15 protein-coding genes are annotated in these 17,666 nt (G+C 53.6%); 13 read left to right on the top strand and 2 right to left on the bottom strand.

Going from position 1 to position 17,666, the window contains the following annotated elements; translation table 11 throughout:
- The first annotated feature begins 313 nt into the window (after nt 1-313).
- The 9 genes from folB (at nt 314) to Psch_RS09485 (ending at nt 9,274) form a co-directional block, all read left to right on the top strand.
- Nucleotides 314-673 carry a dihydroneopterin aldolase gene (gene folB / locus Psch_RS09525; RefSeq protein ID WP_190240002.1) on the top strand — a complete coding sequence of 120 codons (360 nt, stop codon included), beginning with the start codon at nt 314-316 and terminating at the stop codon, nt 671-673.
- A 105-nt stretch (nt 674-778) separates the two neighbouring features.
- Nucleotides 779-1,297, top strand: a complete 519-nt coding sequence (folK, locus tag Psch_RS09520) for a 2-amino-4-hydroxy-6-hydroxymethyldihydropteridine diphosphokinase (RefSeq protein WP_190240001.1) — start codon at nt 779-781, stop codon at nt 1,295-1,297.
- A 520-nt stretch (nt 1,298-1,817) separates the two neighbouring features.
- A complete protein-coding gene (locus Psch_RS09515) occupies nt 1,818-2,699 on the top strand; it encodes a Rossmann-like and DUF2520 domain-containing protein (protein WP_190240000.1) in 882 nt (293 codons plus the stop codon).
- A 2-nt stretch (nt 2,700-2,701) separates the two neighbouring features.
- Nucleotides 2,702-3,538, top strand: coding sequence for a 3-methyl-2-oxobutanoate hydroxymethyltransferase (gene panB / locus Psch_RS09510; protein WP_190239999.1), 837 nt, complete (start codon nt 2,702-2,704; stop codon nt 3,536-3,538).
- A gap of 444 nt (nt 3,539-3,982) precedes the next feature.
- Nucleotides 3,983-4,828 (top strand): pantoate--beta-alanine ligase, encoded by an 846-nt coding sequence (panC, locus tag Psch_RS09505; protein WP_190239998.1) that lies wholly within the window; start codon nt 3,983-3,985, stop codon nt 4,826-4,828.
- 3 nt (nt 4,829-4,831) lie between these two features.
- A complete protein-coding gene (panD, locus tag Psch_RS09500) occupies nt 4,832-5,227 on the top strand; it encodes an aspartate 1-decarboxylase (RefSeq protein WP_134217194.1) in 396 nt (131 codons plus the stop codon).
- Nucleotides 5,228-5,307: 80 nt separating this feature from the next.
- Complete coding sequence (gene nadA, locus Psch_RS09495; RefSeq protein WP_134217195.1) at nt 5,308-6,231, top strand: quinolinate synthase NadA; 924 nt, start codon at nt 5,308-5,310, stop codon at nt 6,229-6,231.
- 14 nt (nt 6,232-6,245) lie between these two features.
- Nucleotides 6,246-7,829 carry an L-aspartate oxidase gene (nadB, locus tag Psch_RS09490; protein ID WP_134217196.1) on the top strand — a complete coding sequence of 528 codons (1,584 nt, stop codon included), beginning with the start codon at nt 6,246-6,248 and terminating at the stop codon, nt 7,827-7,829.
- Between the two features lie 275 nt (nt 7,830-8,104).
- Entirely contained in the window at nt 8,105-9,274 is a 1,170-nt protein-coding gene (locus Psch_RS09485; RefSeq protein WP_190239997.1) for a THUMP domain-containing class I SAM-dependent RNA methyltransferase, read from the top strand.
- Nucleotides 9,275-9,474: 200 nt separating this feature from the next.
- Here the strand turns inward: Psch_RS09485 and Psch_RS09480 are convergent, their stop codons facing one another.
- The gene (locus tag Psch_RS09480; RefSeq protein ID WP_205079458.1) at nt 9,475-9,696 is read right to left on the bottom strand and encodes a putative signal transducing protein; all 222 of its coding nucleotides are present in this window, start codon (nt 9,694-9,696) and stop codon (nt 9,475-9,477) included.
- A 477-nt stretch (nt 9,697-10,173) separates the two neighbouring features.
- Between Psch_RS09480 and Psch_RS09475 the strand changes: the two genes are divergently transcribed.
- Nucleotides 10,174-12,711 (top strand): S-layer homology domain-containing protein, encoded by a 2,538-nt coding sequence (locus Psch_RS09475; RefSeq protein ID WP_190239996.1) that lies wholly within the window; start codon nt 10,174-10,176, stop codon nt 12,709-12,711.
- Between the two features lie 151 nt (nt 12,712-12,862).
- Complete coding sequence (locus Psch_RS09470; protein ID WP_134217199.1) at nt 12,863-14,410, top strand: S-layer homology domain-containing protein; 1,548 nt, start codon at nt 12,863-12,865, stop codon at nt 14,408-14,410.
- Nucleotides 14,411-14,505: 95 nt separating this feature from the next.
- Here Psch_RS09470 and Psch_RS09465 read toward each other — a convergent pair whose 3' ends face one another.
- On the bottom strand, nt 14,506-15,216 hold the full coding sequence (locus Psch_RS09465; protein WP_134217200.1) for a hypothetical protein: 711 nt from the start codon (nt 15,214-15,216) through the stop codon (nt 14,506-14,508).
- Nucleotides 15,217-15,535: 319 nt separating this feature from the next.
- Here Psch_RS09465 and Psch_RS09460 point away from each other — a divergent pair, with 319 nt between their 5' ends.
- Together Psch_RS09460 and nadC are read left to right on the top strand one after the other, a co-directional pair.
- The gene (locus Psch_RS09460; protein WP_190239995.1) at nt 15,536-16,597 is read left to right on the top strand and encodes a hypothetical protein; all 1,062 of its coding nucleotides are present in this window, start codon (nt 15,536-15,538) and stop codon (nt 16,595-16,597) included.
- Between the two features lie 14 nt (nt 16,598-16,611).
- A complete protein-coding gene (gene nadC / locus Psch_RS09455) occupies nt 16,612-17,469 on the top strand; it encodes a carboxylating nicotinate-nucleotide diphosphorylase (protein ID WP_190239994.1) in 858 nt (285 codons plus the stop codon).
- Nucleotides 17,470-17,666 lie beyond the last annotated feature (197 nt).

The following is a 17,666-nucleotide window of genomic DNA, read 5'->3' as shown; positions in this document are numbered from 1 at the left end:
AGCGCGCCGTATGCGATTGAAATCGCACCTGCATCGCCTGGTGTTTTCATACTGCGTGGTGCCGCGATAGCGGCGGGCGTTCGTGAGACAGGGACGGTTCTGTTTCCTAAATTCAATTATATTGCGTTTTTATTCTTACATAATCATCGACCCAAAAGGAATACAGAATATACTCACGTCCCACGTCCCACGTCTCACGTCCAGTTGCACCTTCCTCCGGTTTTTACGCCTTGCGCCCTACGCCCTTACGGCTTGTTTCTTCAGAAGTACGCACTTTCTAGCGCCACTTTAAGTAGATAGAGGAGCATCATACATGGATAAAATCATCCTGCAGGGTATGGAGTTTTACGGGTACCATGGAGTCATGCCTGAGGAGCGGACTTTAGGGCAGCGCTTTATCGTGGACCTGGAACTTGAACTGGACCTGCGGCCGGCCGGGGAATCGGACGACCTGGAGCTTACCATAAATTACGCCAGGGTATTTGAGTTGGTGGAGTCGGTGGTCAAAGGCGCCCCTCGCCGTCTCATTGAATCGGTCGCGGAAGCCATTGCTTCCGCCGTGCTGGAACAGTTTCCGGTGGCCGCGTCTACGGTCCGGGTCAAAAAACCCCAGGCGCCGGCGCCCGGCCACTTTGCCTGGATGGCAGTGGAAATCAGAAGGACGCGGCGCTGACGCGCCGTTGTGCGATTGAAATGGCGCCTGCATAAATGGTGTTTTCATGATGGGGCTGCTTAAGCGTTATGAATTTATATATTGGACTTTTATGGGGGGGTACGGATGCCGGAGGAGCAAACGGAGCATACGGAGCATACGGCCTATATCGGCCTTGGGAGCAACATGGGAGATAAAAGAGCCAACCTGGAAAAAGCCCTTGAACTGCTTGGCTCTATACCCGGTGTGCAGTTAAAAAGAGTGGCGTCTTATTACCGGACGGCTCCCCTGGGTGGACCTGTCCAGGACTGGTATCTCAACACCGTTGCCGAAGTGATTACCGTTTTGGAGCCTCACCGGCTCCTTGCGGCCCTGTTAAAAACCGAGGAGGAGCTTGGCCGTGTCCGGACCATTCGCTGGGGACCGCGCACGATTGATTTGGACTTGCTGCTCTATGGCCGCAGAGAGATCTGTGACGCCGCATTGACCCTGCCCCACCCCCGCATGACCGGGCGGGCTTTTGTCATGGCGCCCCTGGCGGAGCTGGCTCCGGGATTGATCCTGCAGGGGAAAACAGCGGTGGAACTGGCAGGGGAACTGGCAAGGTCGCAGTCGATAGAGAAACTGGACTCAACTTATTATTGAACATTTTTTTCTGAAGGCTATAATCCCGGGGCATGAAGCAAATATCTCAACAAGTGACGGTTTGATCTCTTTCGCTAACACCGGTTTACCACCTAATTTCATCCAATATTTATTATTATACCAAGATGCTGCTTCCCGGTCCAACTTTACAGGTTTTTTTTGCCCGTCCCGAAAATACTTTCCGGGAGCCAAGGTTGAGTACCTGGTTTGAGGCTTGATATGGTTTGCACATATATAAGAAACGGCTGCGGGCATAATTTCTCAATTAATTAAGGTAAAACAATTGCCTGACAGCAGCTGCTGTGCTAAAATGGAACTGCCAGGGTGGTATCAAAAAGAACCACACCGCGAATGAAGAAGAAAAAGTTGCCTCAATTACAAATTTACAGTACCGCTTGGAGCCGGGAGGACCGAGACGGGAGGATGAAAATTATGCCTTTCGGGTTGGCCGGAGGGTTTTTTTGTTTGTCTTTGTGAAATTATTAATAATGGAAAATGATTCACAATTGAGAAGGGGGGTATGAGTTTGGACAAGCCCAGGATAGCGGTGGTAGGGGCGGGCAAGGTCGGTTCGGCCCTGGCCCTCCTGCTGGGGGCACAGGGTTATCCGGTAGCCGGGATCGCCAGTAGAAGCATCAGTTCGGCCCTGCGGGCAGCGGAGCAACTGGGTGTGCCGGCCACCGACCGGCCGGAAGAGATTACTCCGGGTGCGGACGTGGTGTTTATTACCACGCCGGATCGCGTCATTGCCCAGGTTGCCGCCGAGATTAATGAACGGGGCGGTTTTAAGCCCGGCCAGGTGGTCTTTCACACCAGCGGGGCGCATGCCGCCGGCGAGGTGGGCGCGGCGCGCCGCTCCGGCGCTCTGGCTGCTTCATTGCACCCCCTCCAGTCTTTTGCAGATGTGAAGACGGCTATGGAAAACCTGCCGGGGTCGTATTTTGCCCTGGAGGGTGACGCGGCGGCGTTGCCTTATGCCCAGCTCATAGTCAAGGATCTGGGCGGCAAAAGTTTTTTGATTGAAGCGCGGGACAAGCCTCTTTATCATGCCGCCGCCTGCATCGCCTCGAACTACCTGGTGTCCCTGATGCACCTGGCGACCGGGCTGTACGGCCGTTTCGGCCTGTCCAGGCAGGAGGCCTTTGAAGCCCTTTACCCCCTTGTCAAGGGCACCATAAACAACATTGGACGGGTTGGCCCGGCGCAGGCCCTGACCGGTCCCGTGGCCAGGGGAGATGGATCGACCCTGCAGGGACACCTGGAAGTTTTAAAGCCTATAGACGGATTGGAACTGGAACTTTATCGCAAACTAGGCTTGTACACAGTTGGGGTAGCGCTGGAAAAGGGCAGTATCAACGCGGATCAGGGAGAAATACTGGAACAAATTTTCAAGGAGGCATAATAATGAGCAAGGACAAAGTTACCACGGCAACTGTCAAGCAAATGAAGGCAGAAGGCAAACCCATCACCATGCTTACGGCTTACGATTATTCCATGGCTAAAATCGTCGACGACGCGGGGATCGATATGATCCTGGTGGGCGATTCTCTGGGCAACGTTGTTCTGGGTTATGACTCCAGTCTCCCGGTGACTATGGATGACATGATCCACCATGCCAAAGCAGTCTGCCGCGGGATCAGCCGGACGATGGTGGTGACCGACATGCCGTTTCTCTCCTACCAGGTTTCCAAAGAGGACGCCGTTCGCAACGCCGGCCGCATTATGAAGGAAACAGAGTCGCAAGCGGTCAAGCTGGAAGGCGGCAAGGAAATCGCGGAGGCTGTACGGGCTATTGTCAACGCCGGTATTCCGGTGTGCGGCCACCTGGGACTAACCCCACAGTCCATCAACCAGCTGGGGGGCTTTAAGGTCCAGGGCAAGGACATCGCGGCAGCCAGGAAGATGATTGATGATGCCCTGGCGATAGAAGAAGCCGGCGCTTTCTGTCTGGTCCTGGAATGTGTGCCGACCCCCCTGGCCAAACTTATTACCGAAAAGCTGCAGATTCCCACTATCGGTATCGGAGCCGGCCCCTACTGTGACGGTCAGGTACTGGTGATATATGACGTGCTTGGTCTCTACCCCCGCTTCACACCTAAATTTGTAAAGAAGTACATCAACCTGCAGGAACATGTAGTCGATGCTCTCCAGCAGTACCGGGAGGAAGTGGTTGCACGGAATTTCCCCGGCCCCGAACACAGCTTTACCATGTCGGATGAAGTACTCAAGAAACTTTACTGAGACGAGAAATGGGACGTGGGAAATGGGACGTGATAAGCGCACCGTGTGTATTAAATACAACTAGTACTATTTAGCAATCATAGCATATTTATGACCCTGGTGGAATGCAGAATATACTCACGTCTCACGACCCACGTCCAACGACTAAAATTGTAGTGTGAATTCATTCGCACAAATGTTGCATTAGCCATACAAGTTCGGCGCTGGCGCCCCGTGTGCGATTGAAATGGCGCCTCGGCTGGTATTTTCATGATATGTGGCGCCACGATGGCGGCATATGGAACTGCCCTGAAAAAAAGTTCTTGTTTTGGGTAAAATATGCAGGTATTTTGGAGTCCAGTGTCAAACAGGCATCAAGGGCATTATCTTGACCCAAAAGGAATGCAGCATATACTCACGTCCTACGTCTCACGACCCACGACTAAACTGGAGGTTCATAAAACAATGCAGATATTTCACACCATCTCCGAGACTCGCGCATTTGTCCGGCAGGCCAGGGCCCGGGGCCGGGTGATCGGACTTGTCCCGACCATGGGCTACCTGCACGAGGGACACCTGGAGCTGATGCGCCGGGCCAAGAGTCAATGTGATATGGTTATCGCCAGTATATTTGTCAATCCCACCCAGTTTGGTCCCACTGAGGACTTTGGGAGGTACCCGCGTGACCTGGAGCGCGATGCCGCGATGGCCGAGTCAGTCGGGGTGGCGGCTATCTTCAACCCCCCGGTGGAGGAGATGTACCCGCAGGGCTACTGTACCTACGTCGACGTTGAGCGGATTACGGACAAATTGTGCGGGTTATCCCGTCCCGGCCACTTTCGCGGTGTGGCTACGGTTGTGACCAAGCTCTTCAATATTGTTCAGCCGGACTACGCTTACTTTGGGCAAAAAGACGCCCAGCAGGCGCTGGTTATCAAGAGGATGACCGCTGACCTGAACATGGACCTGGAGGTAGTAATCGTCCCCACGGTCCGGGAGCAGGACGGTCTGGCCATGAGCTCCCGCAACCTGTATTTGGAGCCGGAGCAGCGCCACGCCGCTCTGGTTCTCTCCCGTGGACTGGAGCGAGCCCGTAAGGCGCTCCGGGAAGGGGAGAGGAATCCGGCGGAAATCCGCCAACTGGTTATCGATATGATCCAGGCCGAACCGCTGGCGGAACCCGATTACGTTGAACTGTACTCCTATCCCGGGCTTGAGCCGCTGGAGCGGATTGAGGGCTTGACCCTGCTGGCCCTGGCAGTTAAAATAGGGCGGACGCGGTTGATCGACAACGCTATTTTGGAGGTTTGAAGCATGTTTTTAACAATGTTTAAGTCGAAAATTCACAGGGCCACAGTCACTGAGGCCAACCTCAATTACATGGGGAGTATCACCATAGATGAAGCTCTTTTGGAAGCTTCCGGCATCCTGCCCAATGAAAAGGTCTCGGTGGTCAACAACAACAACGGCGCCCGCTTTGAAACTTATGTGATTAAGGGCCCCCGCAACTCAGGGGTCATCTGCTTAAACGGCGCCGCCGCCCGTCTGGCTCAGCCGGGTGATATCGTGATTATCATTGCCTATGCCCTGTTTGACTATCAAGAAGCGCAGTCCTTCAAACCTGCCGTCGTTATGGTTGACGGTAAAAACAAGGTTATAGCAATCAAAGAAGCTGAAGCTCATGGCGAAATCTCTCCGCCTCAGCCCTAATGCTTGACAAGCGGTGAAAAGGGTGGATACAATGGGAAGAAACACAGAAGCCACCCAATACAGAAAGGATTGAAGCTTAAATGCCGGGGCAAGCCACTGTGCAGGAGCTTTCCAATGAAATCCGGCGTCTCAAGAAAGAACGTGACGCGGTGATTCTGGCGCATGTATACCAGAGACCTGAGGTCCAGGAGGTGGCAGATTTTGTGGGAGATTCCCTGGGACTCTCCCAGCAGGCTGCCGCAACCGACGCGAAGGTCATTATTTTTTGTGGTGTCCACTTCATGGCTGAAAGCGCGTCGATCCTCTCCCCGGATAAAATCGTGGTGCTGCCCGAGGAGCATGCCGGCTGCCCCATGGCTGATATGGTCGACGCAGTTCAGTTGGAACGAAAAAAGCGGGAAATGCCCGGCGCCGTTGTTGTTTGTTACGTGAACACCTCGGCTGAGGTTAAGGCTGAGAGCGATATCGCCTGCACTTCGGCTAACGCGGTTAAGGTTGTGGCGTCCCTGCCGCCGGATCAGCCGGTCCTTTTTGTGCCGGACAAAAATCTTGGAAGGTTCATAGCTTCAAAAACCGGACGGGAAATGACTGTCTGGGAGGGTTGCTGCAACGTCCACGACCGCCTTACCGTCGAGGATATCCAAAAGGCAAAGGCAGAGCACCCGCAGGCGCTGGCGCTGGTCCACCCGGAATGCAGGCCTGAGGTTGTCGCCCTGGCGGACAAGGTTGCCAGCACCACAGGAATGATTAACTTCGCCAGGGAGAACAGCGCCCGGGAGTTTATTGTCGGGACAGAATCAGGTATTCTGCACCAGCTGCACAAAGGATCCCCTGACAAAAAGTTTTACATGGCTTCCACGAAGATGGTCTGTCCCAACATGAAGAAGACAACCCTGGAAAGTGTCCACCGGGCCCTGGTGACCCTTCAGCCCAGGGTTAGCGTTCCGGAAGATATACGCGAGAAGGCGGCGCTATGCCTTGAGCGAATGCTGTCGGTGGTATAAGAGGGGGATATATCGTGCCCGAAAAATACATAATGAATTTTGACACCCGGGAACTGCCTCAAGTGGACGATGAGTACCTTATCTTGGGAAGCGGTATCGCCGGGTTGTATACTGCCCTGGCGGCCTCTGCCGCCGGAGGCTCGGTGACCGTAATTACCAAGCTGGACATGATGGATACCGGCACCGAAAAGGCCCAGGGCGGGATAGCTGCCGCCCTGGGGGATTCGGATTCACCGGCCCTGCACCGGGAGGATACTCTGGTGGCGGGAGCGGGACTTTGTGATACGGAGGCGGTGGCCGCTCTGGTGAGCGAAGGCCCCGACCGGGTCCGTGAACTGATCGAAATGGGCGCGCATTTTGACAGCGACAGCCACGGCCTCTGTCTCACCCGCGAAGGGGCGCACAGCAAACGGCGCATTCTGCATGCCAGCGGGGACGCTACCGGGGCTGAGATCCAGCGGGTGTTGACCCTGCAGGTCCGGGCAAATGATAAGATCAGGGTGCTGGAGAACCACTATGTGGCGGACCTCCTGGTTAACGAAAATACCTGCTACGGTGTTCTCGCCTTAGACCGGACCAGCGGGACCTTCAAGGTCTTTCGGGCCCGGGTGGTAATCCTGGCCACCGGCGGATTGGGCCGCCTTTACGAACACAACACTAACCCCGAGGTTGCCACCGGGGACGGTATCGGAATAGCCTTCCGGGCCGGCGCCGAAGTAATGGACATGGAGTTCATCCAGTTTCACCCGACAGTTTTATACCTACCCGGCGCTCCCCGTTTCTTGATTTCCGAGGCGGTACGCGGTGAGGGCGCATATCTTAGGAATTCTCAGGGGCATCGCTTTATGCCCGACTATCATGATCTGGCCGAGCTCGCTCCACGTGATGTTGTGGTCCGGGCTATTTTAAAGGAAATGGCTGCAACCGGCTTAAACCAGGTTTATTTGGATGTCACTCACCTGGATCCGGAGGTAATTAGAGCGCGTTTCCCGAACATCACCAGGACCTGTGCCCAGTACAACCTTGATATTACCGTGGATCGCATTCCGATTTCCCCGGCGGCCCACTATATGATGGGTGGGGTAAAGACGAACCTGGTGGGTGAAACCAGTATCAGGGGGCTGTACGCCTGCGGTGAGTGCTCCTGCCCCGGCGTGCACGGGGCCAACCGGCTGGCCAGTAATTCCTTGCTGGACGGGTTGGTATTCGGGGGCCGCATAGTGAATGAAACCAGAAAGTTCCTGAAAGACTACCGGCCCAGGCGGCTGGAGTTTGGCTGCGACTGGCTGCTTAAACAGGACAAGATCGATTACGCAGCGCTGCGCCGGGAGCTGCAGGTGCTGATGGGCCAAAAGGTGGGGCCGGTGCGCAGCAACCGCGGCCTCATGGAAGCGTTAGAGTTCTTTGACTACTGGAGCCGCCTGCAGCGTCACAGTGAGGAAACCGCGGAGGGGATGGAAGTGAAAAACATGCTCCAGGTCGGCGAACTGGTGGCGGAAGCCGCCCTGGCACGCCGGGAGAGCCGCGGTGGGCACTACCGGGTTGATTATCCGGAGTGCAATCAGCGCTGGCAGAAGCATATTATTTTCAGAAGGTAGCCGGTGGCGCCAACAAGGTGTAATTTACTTGCAGATGGGATGAATATGAACAGGTTTTATTCATAACCAGTCTACCGCCGCCTTTGCAGCGCCGCTAGTTCGGTCCGAAGCGAGCCGTGGTGATGCCGGCGCGGAGCACTGGAGTGAGCGTTGATAACACCATGCCTCCACCGCCGGGTTCACTGAATAGTTACTTCCAGGTGATACACTTTCATGATACGTGGCGCCGCGATAGCGGCATGGTTGTAAAGAATATTGCTAACCGGAGAAGTTGAATGAGCAAGATAGAGTTAATCGCTACGGCGACTTTCGGGCTGGAGGCGGTGGTGGCCAGGGAAGTAAGAGATCTTGGCTACCAGGACGTCAAAGTGGAAAACGCCCGGGTAACCTTTACCGGGGATGAAGCGGCTATCTGCAGGACCAACCTCTGGCTCAGGGCAGCAGACCGGGTACTGGTTAAGCTGGGTGAATTCCAGGCCCGGAGTTTCGAAGAGCTCTTCCAACAGACCAGAGCGCTGCCGTGGGCGGACTGGCTGCCGGAAAACGCCGCCTTTCCGATTGAGGGGAAATCAATCAAATCACAGCTGCACAGCGTCCCGGACTGTCAGGCCATTGTCAAGAAGGCGGTAGTGGAAAAGCTGAAGCAGAGGTACCGGCGGGAGTGGTTTCCCGAGAACGGCCCCAGGTACACCATTGAGGCAGCCCTGCTGAAAGACGTCGTTACCTTGACTCTTGACACCAGCGGGGCCGGGCTGCACAAACGGGGTTACCGGACGCTCGGCAGCCAGGCTCCCCTCAAGGAAACCCTGGCGGCGGCAATGGTTCTCTTGAGTTACTGGGAACCGGGGAGGACCCTGATCGACCCTTTCTGTGGTTCCGGCACCATACCGATCGAAGCGGCGCTGATCGGCCTGAACGCCGCGCCGGGGCTGGGGAGGCGGTTTGCTGCTGAAAAATGGCCTGTTGTACCAGCCGCCCTTTGGAATAAAGCCAGAGAGGAGGCCCGTGACCTGGCGGCTCCAGATCGCTCCTTACACATACTTGGCTCTGATATCGACAGCAAAGTACTGGGTTTGGCCCGCTTTCACGCCCGGCAGGCGGGCCTGGAGGGCAAGGTCTTCTTTCAAAAACTGGCGGCCGCCGAACTACGTTCCAGCAAGCCTTACGGGTGTGTGATCTGCAATCCCCCCTACGGCGAACGCATGGGGGACAAGGGCGAGATTGAGGGACTCTATCGCGACCTGGGTAACTCCTTCAAAAAGATGGATACCTGGTCTTGCTATGTGCTTACAGCCCACCCCGGCTTTGAACGGTTTTTTGGCAAAAGGGCCGATAAAAAGCGAAAACTGTACAACGGGCGGATTGAATGTCACTACTACCAGTACTACGGACCCCGTCCGCCCAGGTCAAGAAACCCTGAAGAACCGGCGCCGGCTCAGCAGTAGACAGCAGCGCCGGGGCGCAGCACAACACTTATCCTGAAAATCACTGTACAGTGTTCAACCTACACATTAGCCACACAAGTCCGGCGCGAGCGCCGTGTGCGATTGAAATGGCGCCTACATCGGCTGGTGTTTTCATAATACGTGGCGCCGCCGGAGGTGTGGGCAACTACCTGAAAATACATACAGAACGCTTGTGGTTTTTATTGTTGTCTGGTTTTAAGCAATTCCCTCGCCCGTTCCAGATCCGGTTCCCTCACCATCAGCCTCACACCCCCGACCACAATGGGGGTAAAGGCGGCCGCTTGCTCGTCGAACAGAAAAACTTCCAACCCTTCACTCTCAAGCAGCCCTTTCAGTATATGTGCCTCCGCAAGGTCAAAGAGTGCGGCAACCTGTACCAGTTTGTCTATCGCGTCAGCCACTTTGACCACCCTCCAATCGGTTTAGGATTACTATAATATCCCTTGAATGTTAAAATCCCTTGTCGGCGCCTTTCCCGTCCACTGCCGGGGAGGGACTTGTTTTTTAAAAGGATAATTATGCGCTTGCAAAATACATTACGAAAATTAAAGTTAGGGAAGGGAAATTATCTCTTAATGTTGAATTACTAAATGATTCACATAGATAAATATTTTTGAAATTCAGGGATGCAGCTCTGTGAGCCTAAAGCATTTAGCTACGGCAGCTTGATTACCGTAGTTTTTCAATATTTTACCATAGAGTTGTATCAATTTAAAGTGTGGATATGAAAGGGGGGAGGCCATCTGAGCCAAAGTTACCATGACAACCACTCCCAACAGTACGACAATTATAACGTGGTGGTGGTATAGCATCAGGATTTGTTACTTATAGAAGATTGTGGGCTGATAGCTATAAATTTTTCAAAGGAGGTTTGTAAATTGAGAAAAGTTCAGCTCAAGTTCTTATCGTTTGTTTTGGCGAGTATCTTTTTTCTGAGCACGGTGATAACATGCAATGTCCCTGTCGCAAACGCTGCAATTGGCGAAGACGATTTGGGAGACATTGCTGCGCTTATCGCTAAATTTCAGAAATTGAGTACGCAGCAGGTGCAAGATGCGCTGGATATCGGTAAGAGGATCATCGTCGACAGCAGCACGATACCGGATATACTTAATAGCGAACAGAAACAACTGCTCAGAAACCTGGGTCTGACGAACGCACAGATTGTATCCGCCTACACCAGCGTGATGACGCAACTAAATACTCCGGAAAAAATCAAAGAACTGCAAACCGGTGGAATACCCAAGCTGGTGAGTTTTTGCAATACAGTTGAAGCTAGTTTTAGTCAAGAATTAAAGAGCGCTCTTGTGGCTAAAGGACTTACAGTCTTTGAGGTCGTTAAGACCGCATTGGATGTTGCGGAATTGTCGTTTAACCCGTTCGGCGACATTCCCAAAGCAGAGCTCGAGGCAATTTTCACCGAAGATACGGGAATATCTGCTGAAACTGCGGCCAGATACGGGTTGAATTGGGCTAATGTTGAAGCGCTAAGGGATAGCCTGACCCTTCAAGAGAAGGAGCAGCTGATAGATATCCTTGTTACCATCGGAAATGTAAGCGATAACGCCGACTTGAGCGAGCTTACAGTAAGCAGCGGCAAATTAGATCCGGCCTTTGCCCCGGCCGTCACCGCGTATACGGTTGTTGTGGACAGCAGTGTCGATAGGATTAACGTGACCCCAACGGCGGCTGACGCCGCTGCCGTGATTAAGGTCAACGGTACCGTTGTAGCGAGCGGGACTGCCTCAGGGGATGTTTCGCTGAGCGAGGGTTCCAGTACTGTGATCACTGTTGCGGTAACCGCGCAAAGTGAAACTGAAAAAGGTTACACCCTGACAGTAATCAGACCCAAAGGTTTACCCGCACCGGCAACCGGCGGAACAATAACCTTGGAGGACGCCACTACACCTGTATCCATTACTGTTCCCGCAGGAGTCACCGGTGCGAAAATACAGGCGGCCAGTGTTGATCCGGCCACCAATGAAGCTATCTTCCCCTTTGTGCAGGCGCAGGTCATATCAAATATGCAGGGCGCTGTACAAGGCACTATAGCCATGCAGATCCCGCAAGGTACGGTCGTAAAAGGACCTGCCGGCTGGGACGGCAGTATCACCTTGCCTACAGTTAAGCTCAACAGCAGCGAAAGCATCAGCAACGGTACTGTCAATGCGGTGGTGGAAATAGGCCTGCCCGACGGCATATTGACTTTTGATCAGGCGGTAAGGCTCCTTATCCCGGGGCAAGCCGGAAAATCGGTAGCTTATAAACGGGGCAATAATGCTCCCGTACCCATCACCAGAATAATCAGCGCCGACTCACAGGCGGCAGCCAATGCAGAACTGGGCGACGAAGAAGACGGCAAGCTGGACGTCGGAGCCGACCTGGTGATCTGGACCAAGCACTTCACCACATTTATAGTGTACAAACCCACCAGTTCCGGAGGAGGCGGCGGTGGCGGTGGCGGCGGCACTCTCCCCGGCGTTAGTATCGTTCCCTCTAAAGGAGGCACGGTGGAACTGGCCGACGCGGTGAAACTGGAAATTCCTGCCGGCGCCCTGAAGGGCACAGCAACTGTAAAAGTCTTATTGGAAAGAGTAGTCACAACACCACCGGCGGTTCCCTCCGGATTCAGGCTGCTTGGTGATGTATACGCGTTGAGCATAGACGGAAAGTCGAACTACACGTTCAATGAGCCGGGCGTTACACTCACCTTCACATTCGATCCGGCCGCTCTGGACCCGGGCGAAAAACCGATAGCGGCATACTACGATGAAACAGCAGGCAGTTGGGTCGACTTGGGCGGCGACGTTTCCGACAATACCATCTCGGTAACCATAGACCACTTCACCAAGTTCGCGGTGCTGGCTATGCAGGAGGAAGAAGAAGAAGAACCGCCTGTCGTATCCCTGAACGATATTGCCGGCCACTGGGCGGAGGATAACATCAAACAGTTGGTGGCCAGGGACGCCATTACCGGCTATCCCGACGGCAGCTTTAAGCCGGACAATAATATTACCAGGGCTGAGTTTGCAACCGTGCTGGTAAAAGCGTTCGGCCTGGCTCCGCAGAGCGGCAAAGTCTTTACCGATACCGGCAGCCATTGGGCGAAGGACTTCATTGCAACGGCAGCTTCTTACGGGATCATCAAAGGTTATAATGATGTCGCCTTTGGCCCGGACGATTTAATTACCCGTGAGCAGATGGCGGTCATGATCGCCAGAGCGGCGCAACTTGCCGCTGTATCCGACGGAACACCTTTTGGTGACGCCGCAAGCATTTCCGACTGGGCGAAGGATGCGGTCGCCGCGGCAGTGGAAGCAGGCATCATCCAGGGATATCCGGATAACACCTTTAAACCTCAGGCCAATGCCACCAGGGCGGAGGCGGTCACGGTAATCGTCAACGCGCTAAAATAGATGAAACATATTAACATTAGCAAATAGCTTCTTTTTGAGGAAGAAAACCGCACGCCATTAAGGCGGTCGCGGTTTTTTTCCCGGCTTTTGCACGCGGCCCGATAATAGATACCACCAGCATTGCGAATATAAATTAGGAGGTACTGTAATAATGGGCAAAAAGGCTGCAAGTGTGGCAATAGTTACATTATTATTGCTTTTTACCGCCGGCGGTTACGCCTTTGCGGCCGGGTTTTCCGACCTGCAGGGCCACTGGGCCGCAGGGCAAATAAACAAATGGGTTGAGCAGGGCCTGGTCGCAGGCTATGAAGACGGGACATTCAAGCCCGACCGGCAGATTACCCGGGCGGAATTTGTGGCGCTGGTCAACCGCTCTTTCGCCGTGGAGCCGGCGGCCTCCGGCCTGCGGTTTGCGGATGTTCAGCCTGGAACCTGGTATTACGGTGAAGTGGCCGCCGCAGCCGCCGCAGGGTATATCTCCGGTTATCCCGACGGCAGCTTTGGCCCCGGGCTCAGCATCACCCGCCAGGAGGCGGCCGCTATTTTAGTGAGATTATTAAAACTTGCGCCGGCTGCCGGGGAACTTGATCAAATCAAGGACGCCGGCCTGATTGCACAGTGGGCCCACGGCAGCGTAGGCGCGGTTGTCCGGGACGGGTTGATGGTTGGTATGCCGGATCACACTTTCCAGCCGCAAAAAAATATCAGCAGGGCTGAAGCGGTTGTCTCCCTGGAGCGGGCGCTGGAATTTACTCCACCGGTTCAAGAAACCGGTATTGAAGGCCAGGCGGTTTATAAAAATGCGGCCGTGCAAAATGCGGTCGTAAGAGTTTATGCTGCCGGCGGTTATGAAGTATTGGAAATAGCAAAAACTGATACCGGCGGTACTTTTAAATTGGATCTGGAACCGGGCTCCTACGATTTGACTGCAGTTACCGATCAGGAAGTCGCCTACCGGAGTGATGTGCAGGTGTATGAAGATCAAGTTACCGTCGTTAATCTTGAACTGCAGGCCGCTGCCGTGCTGACCGGCGAGTTGAAGGATAAGGACGGTAACCCCGTGAAAAACGCTACTCTGACTTTTACCACCAACCCCACCTTCATTACAAGTACAAATGTTAACGGCCAATACTCGGTAGCGCTGGTACCCGACCGGAACTACCTGGTACGCTTTGTTTCGGGCGAGGAAGGTAGTGAAACGGTCAAAATCGAGGATAATTTATCAGTGGGCCATGCCGGGCCGCATAACGTACCTTTAGCCACCGAAACCAGCGCTGAGCAGCCTGCCGCCGGTGGCGGGGGCGGCGCCGGCGGCGGTGGCGCAGATGAAGCTCCGGTAGTCGAATCGGTAACTTTTGTGGTGGACGGCAGCCCGGTTACCGTAACCGGCGCCAACAACAGCTTCAACATTAACCTGACCGGCGGCAGCTATACCGATGCTTCCAAATTCACCGAAATAACTGTTAACGCTTCCAGTGACGCTGATAAAGCCCGCCTCAGTTTGCTGGGAGTTACCAAAACAATAACTTTCAACCAGGGGGTTGCCTCCGTCTCAGTTGACGAACTGGTTGGAGAACAGGATATTAGCCTTGGCGGGTTAAAAACGATATTGAGCTTGCTTGGAACAAGCCAAATATCAATCACTGTCACCGGCAAAACAGGCCTTACTTCAGAGGTGAATGTTACCATAGACGTTTAATAGACGCTATTGCCGCGATGTTTATCAGCAGGGGATGAAAAATCAAGAAGGCCCTCTTGAGATTCGCTCAAGGGGGCCTTCTTGATTTTTCCCTATTAATTGGCGTTATGCTTGCCTGCGCTTGCCAATACTGCCTTGAATTGTTTCCAGAGTCCATCGTTTAAAGCGATATGCTCCTGGAGTAAGTCGAAGGCCAGGGTCAGGGGGGTTGGGTTGTCATACCTGCCCTTCAGTGTTTTCAGTATATCCGGAGAAGCCAACTTCAGCAGTTTTTCACAATCAAGGCTGCGGCAAAGGAGTAGAAACCGGGGTATGTTCTCTTCGTTGCAGATAGTTTTGGCCAGCCTGATCCGGTTGTCCGCCTCTGCCGGGTCAAAAAGCCCGGGGGGAGTCTCTTGCACGACCCGGGCGTATTGCTGCGCCTGCCGGCGAAACTGCTCGGCCAGCTCTCCCAATTCTCTGGCGGACACGGCCTTTTCCAGACGGATCGCCTTTTGAGCCAGGCGGGCGCGGTTCCTCCCCAGGCTGTGCCGCTCTCGGTAGGTGTAACAAAGGCCGATAATAAAACTTTGCCATATGCGCCTGGAGCCGTTTAGAGCTCTTAACATCTTTTTTGTTCGTCTTTGGTCAATTTCCCCGGTGCTGCAGCCGGTATGTTTCTTCAGGTAGGATATCGTCCCATAAGGATAAATATACGGCCAAAGCGGCTCCAGACAGCGCAATAGGAGCGCTTGATCAGGTTTCTGGTCTCGCAGCCTTTCACTCATAATCCCGGCCAGCATCAATAACTCCCTTAATTTAATCACAGATACGAGCTTCCTTTCAGTTAAACTGTTCTTATTCTGCCGCCGCCAAACAGCAATGGAATGCTAATTCTTTAGATGCAGGTTGATATCCTTTAGGCCTCCGGCGAAAATAATTATTAACGCAAGCGCAGTTAAGTTGATACTATTTATTGCCTGGTAAGTCTGGTAAAATTGTATAGAATCCCCCGCTTAAAAAAAAGCCTTTATTGGGAATATTACCAAACAGTATATGATCGATATCTTTAATGGGTAAAATAACCAAAGAGAGACATGCTGGTACGACTGTGGGGACAACTTTGCACTAGAGCAGGTGATTGTCGTGAAGCTAAGGATTCTAAAGGTCCTGGGAATGCTGATTTTCTACGGTACGGCCTTGTTGCTTATGCCCGGATGTGACCTCTGGGATTCGGATACAGAATCGGTACGCTCCTTGGTGATTAAACCCGAAGATTTCAGTATCTTCATTTTTGAGTCTTCGGAGGAGATTTACCGGGCCAACGTCAAGGACCCCGCCATGTGGGCAGGCCTGAAGGAACAGGCGAACCGCGACTCCGATTACGCGTCGCACTACAACTGGCTTTATAGCACTTACAAAAGCATGGATGAACGCCGCCGTGCCCAACTCAAAGAAATCATGGATGATTACCATCCCCAGCCCATGGCCGACAGGCTGATCCAGAAGGGCAAGCAGGGAGCGGACCTGGAAGAGATCCTTAAATTTATCAAAGAGGACCGCTATTTCAGCAAAAACAGGAATACCCTGGTCGATTTTTATAGCTGGTACGGCGCCAACTATGCCTTGCCTCACTACGAGCAGGTCAAGCCGCTGCTTCAGCGGAAAGCCCAGAAGACGGGCAGCCTGGTGGAAAAGGATTTTGACGTTATCGCCTTTATGGAAAAGGAAACCGGCATTAAGCTCAAGAAAAAGCCTGAAAACATCGAGCTGCTTATGAATATGCGGATTTACGGCGGCGCCGGTTTTTATCGCGATAAAGACTCACTTACCACCATCCAGTGGAACAGCCCGCCCGAGAAAACCTGGTCGGTGCCGTTTCACGAGTTCTCAACTCCCTACTTCCGGACCTTTACCGGGAATATGACCTTCAAATACTTGAATGCAAAACTGAAAAAAGATGAGAAGCTGATGACGAGATTCAAGGAGGATGTCCCTTATACCTGGGACGGTTGGATTGAAGAGAACCTCACGGAAGGTTTTGCCCGGTACCTCAGTGTTCGCAAGGGGATTACCAGGGATGTGGGGGAAGGTGTTTATATTTTCGACCATGAATACGCGCAAGCCCTGGTAGCCGGTTTTGACCCCCAGAAAACATCTCTGGAGGACTTTACGGTTAAATTCTTAAAACAAAGATACCAGATTTAAGGAGAGACGTAAAATTGGAACTTAACCTGTTTGATCTGGAAGAGCTGATTGATCGCGGCCTGCGTGAAGACATTGGCGCCGGCGACCTGACCACCAACAGCATCGTTGCCCCGGACGCCGCGACTTACGGTTACATTATGGCTAAAGAAGGCGGGGTGGTCGCCGGACTGCCGATTGCGGAGCTGGTCTTCCGCCGTTTCGATCCGGCTTTTGAGTTTAAGGCCCTGGCGCGCGACGGGGATAAGGTGAGACCGGGCAGTATACTTGCTGAAATTGCCGGGCAGGCCAGGGCGATACTCACCGGTGAGCGCCTGGCTCTGAATTTTCTGCGGCACATGTCAGGTATAGCGACCAGGACGGCCGGCCTGGTTAGCCTTGTGGAGGGAACCTCCGCCCGTATTGTAGATACCAGAAAGACAACTCCGGGCTTGCGGGCCATTGAGAAGTATGCTGTAAGGGCCGGAGGCGGTTATAACCACCGTGTCGGTCTTTACGACGGCGTCCTGATTAAAGACAATCACCTTAAAGTGGCGGGAGGTATCGGGCCTGCCGTAAAAGCCGCCAGGTTGGGCAGTCCCCATACTGTCAAGATTGAGGTTGAGGTAGAGGACCTGGCCGGTGTGCGCGAAGCCCTGACAGCAGGAGCGGATATAATTTTGCTTGACAATATGGAGCCGGAAAAAATGAAGGAGGCCGTCAGAATCATTGCAGGACGGGCTCTGGTCGAGGCCTCCGGCGGGATCAGCGAGGAAAATGTCAAGGCCGCGGCAGCTGCCGGCGTTGACCTGATTTCAGTGGGGGCGCTGACCCATTCGGTAAAAGCCCTGGACATCAGCCTGGACCTGCACGAGGTAAAAGCTGTTGACAGTTAGATATCCATGCCGCTGACGTGGCGCCGGTAGCGGGTAAAAACTTGGCGACGCGGGCGCCATTAATCGCACACGGCGTGCCACCGTCGAACTTGGGCATCTATAGTAACTTTTGTACGAATGAATTCGCACCTGCATTTTCGGGGTAGAATGGTTAAACGGCAAAGGTAAACCAATATACTCCCCGAGGTTGACGTTTG

The organism is Pelotomaculum schinkii (assembly GCF_004369205.1).
GTDB lineage: Bacteria > Bacillota > Desulfotomaculia > Desulfotomaculales > Pelotomaculaceae > Pelotomaculum_C > Pelotomaculum_C schinkii.
This window is presented reverse-complemented; position numbering and strand designations above follow the sequence as displayed.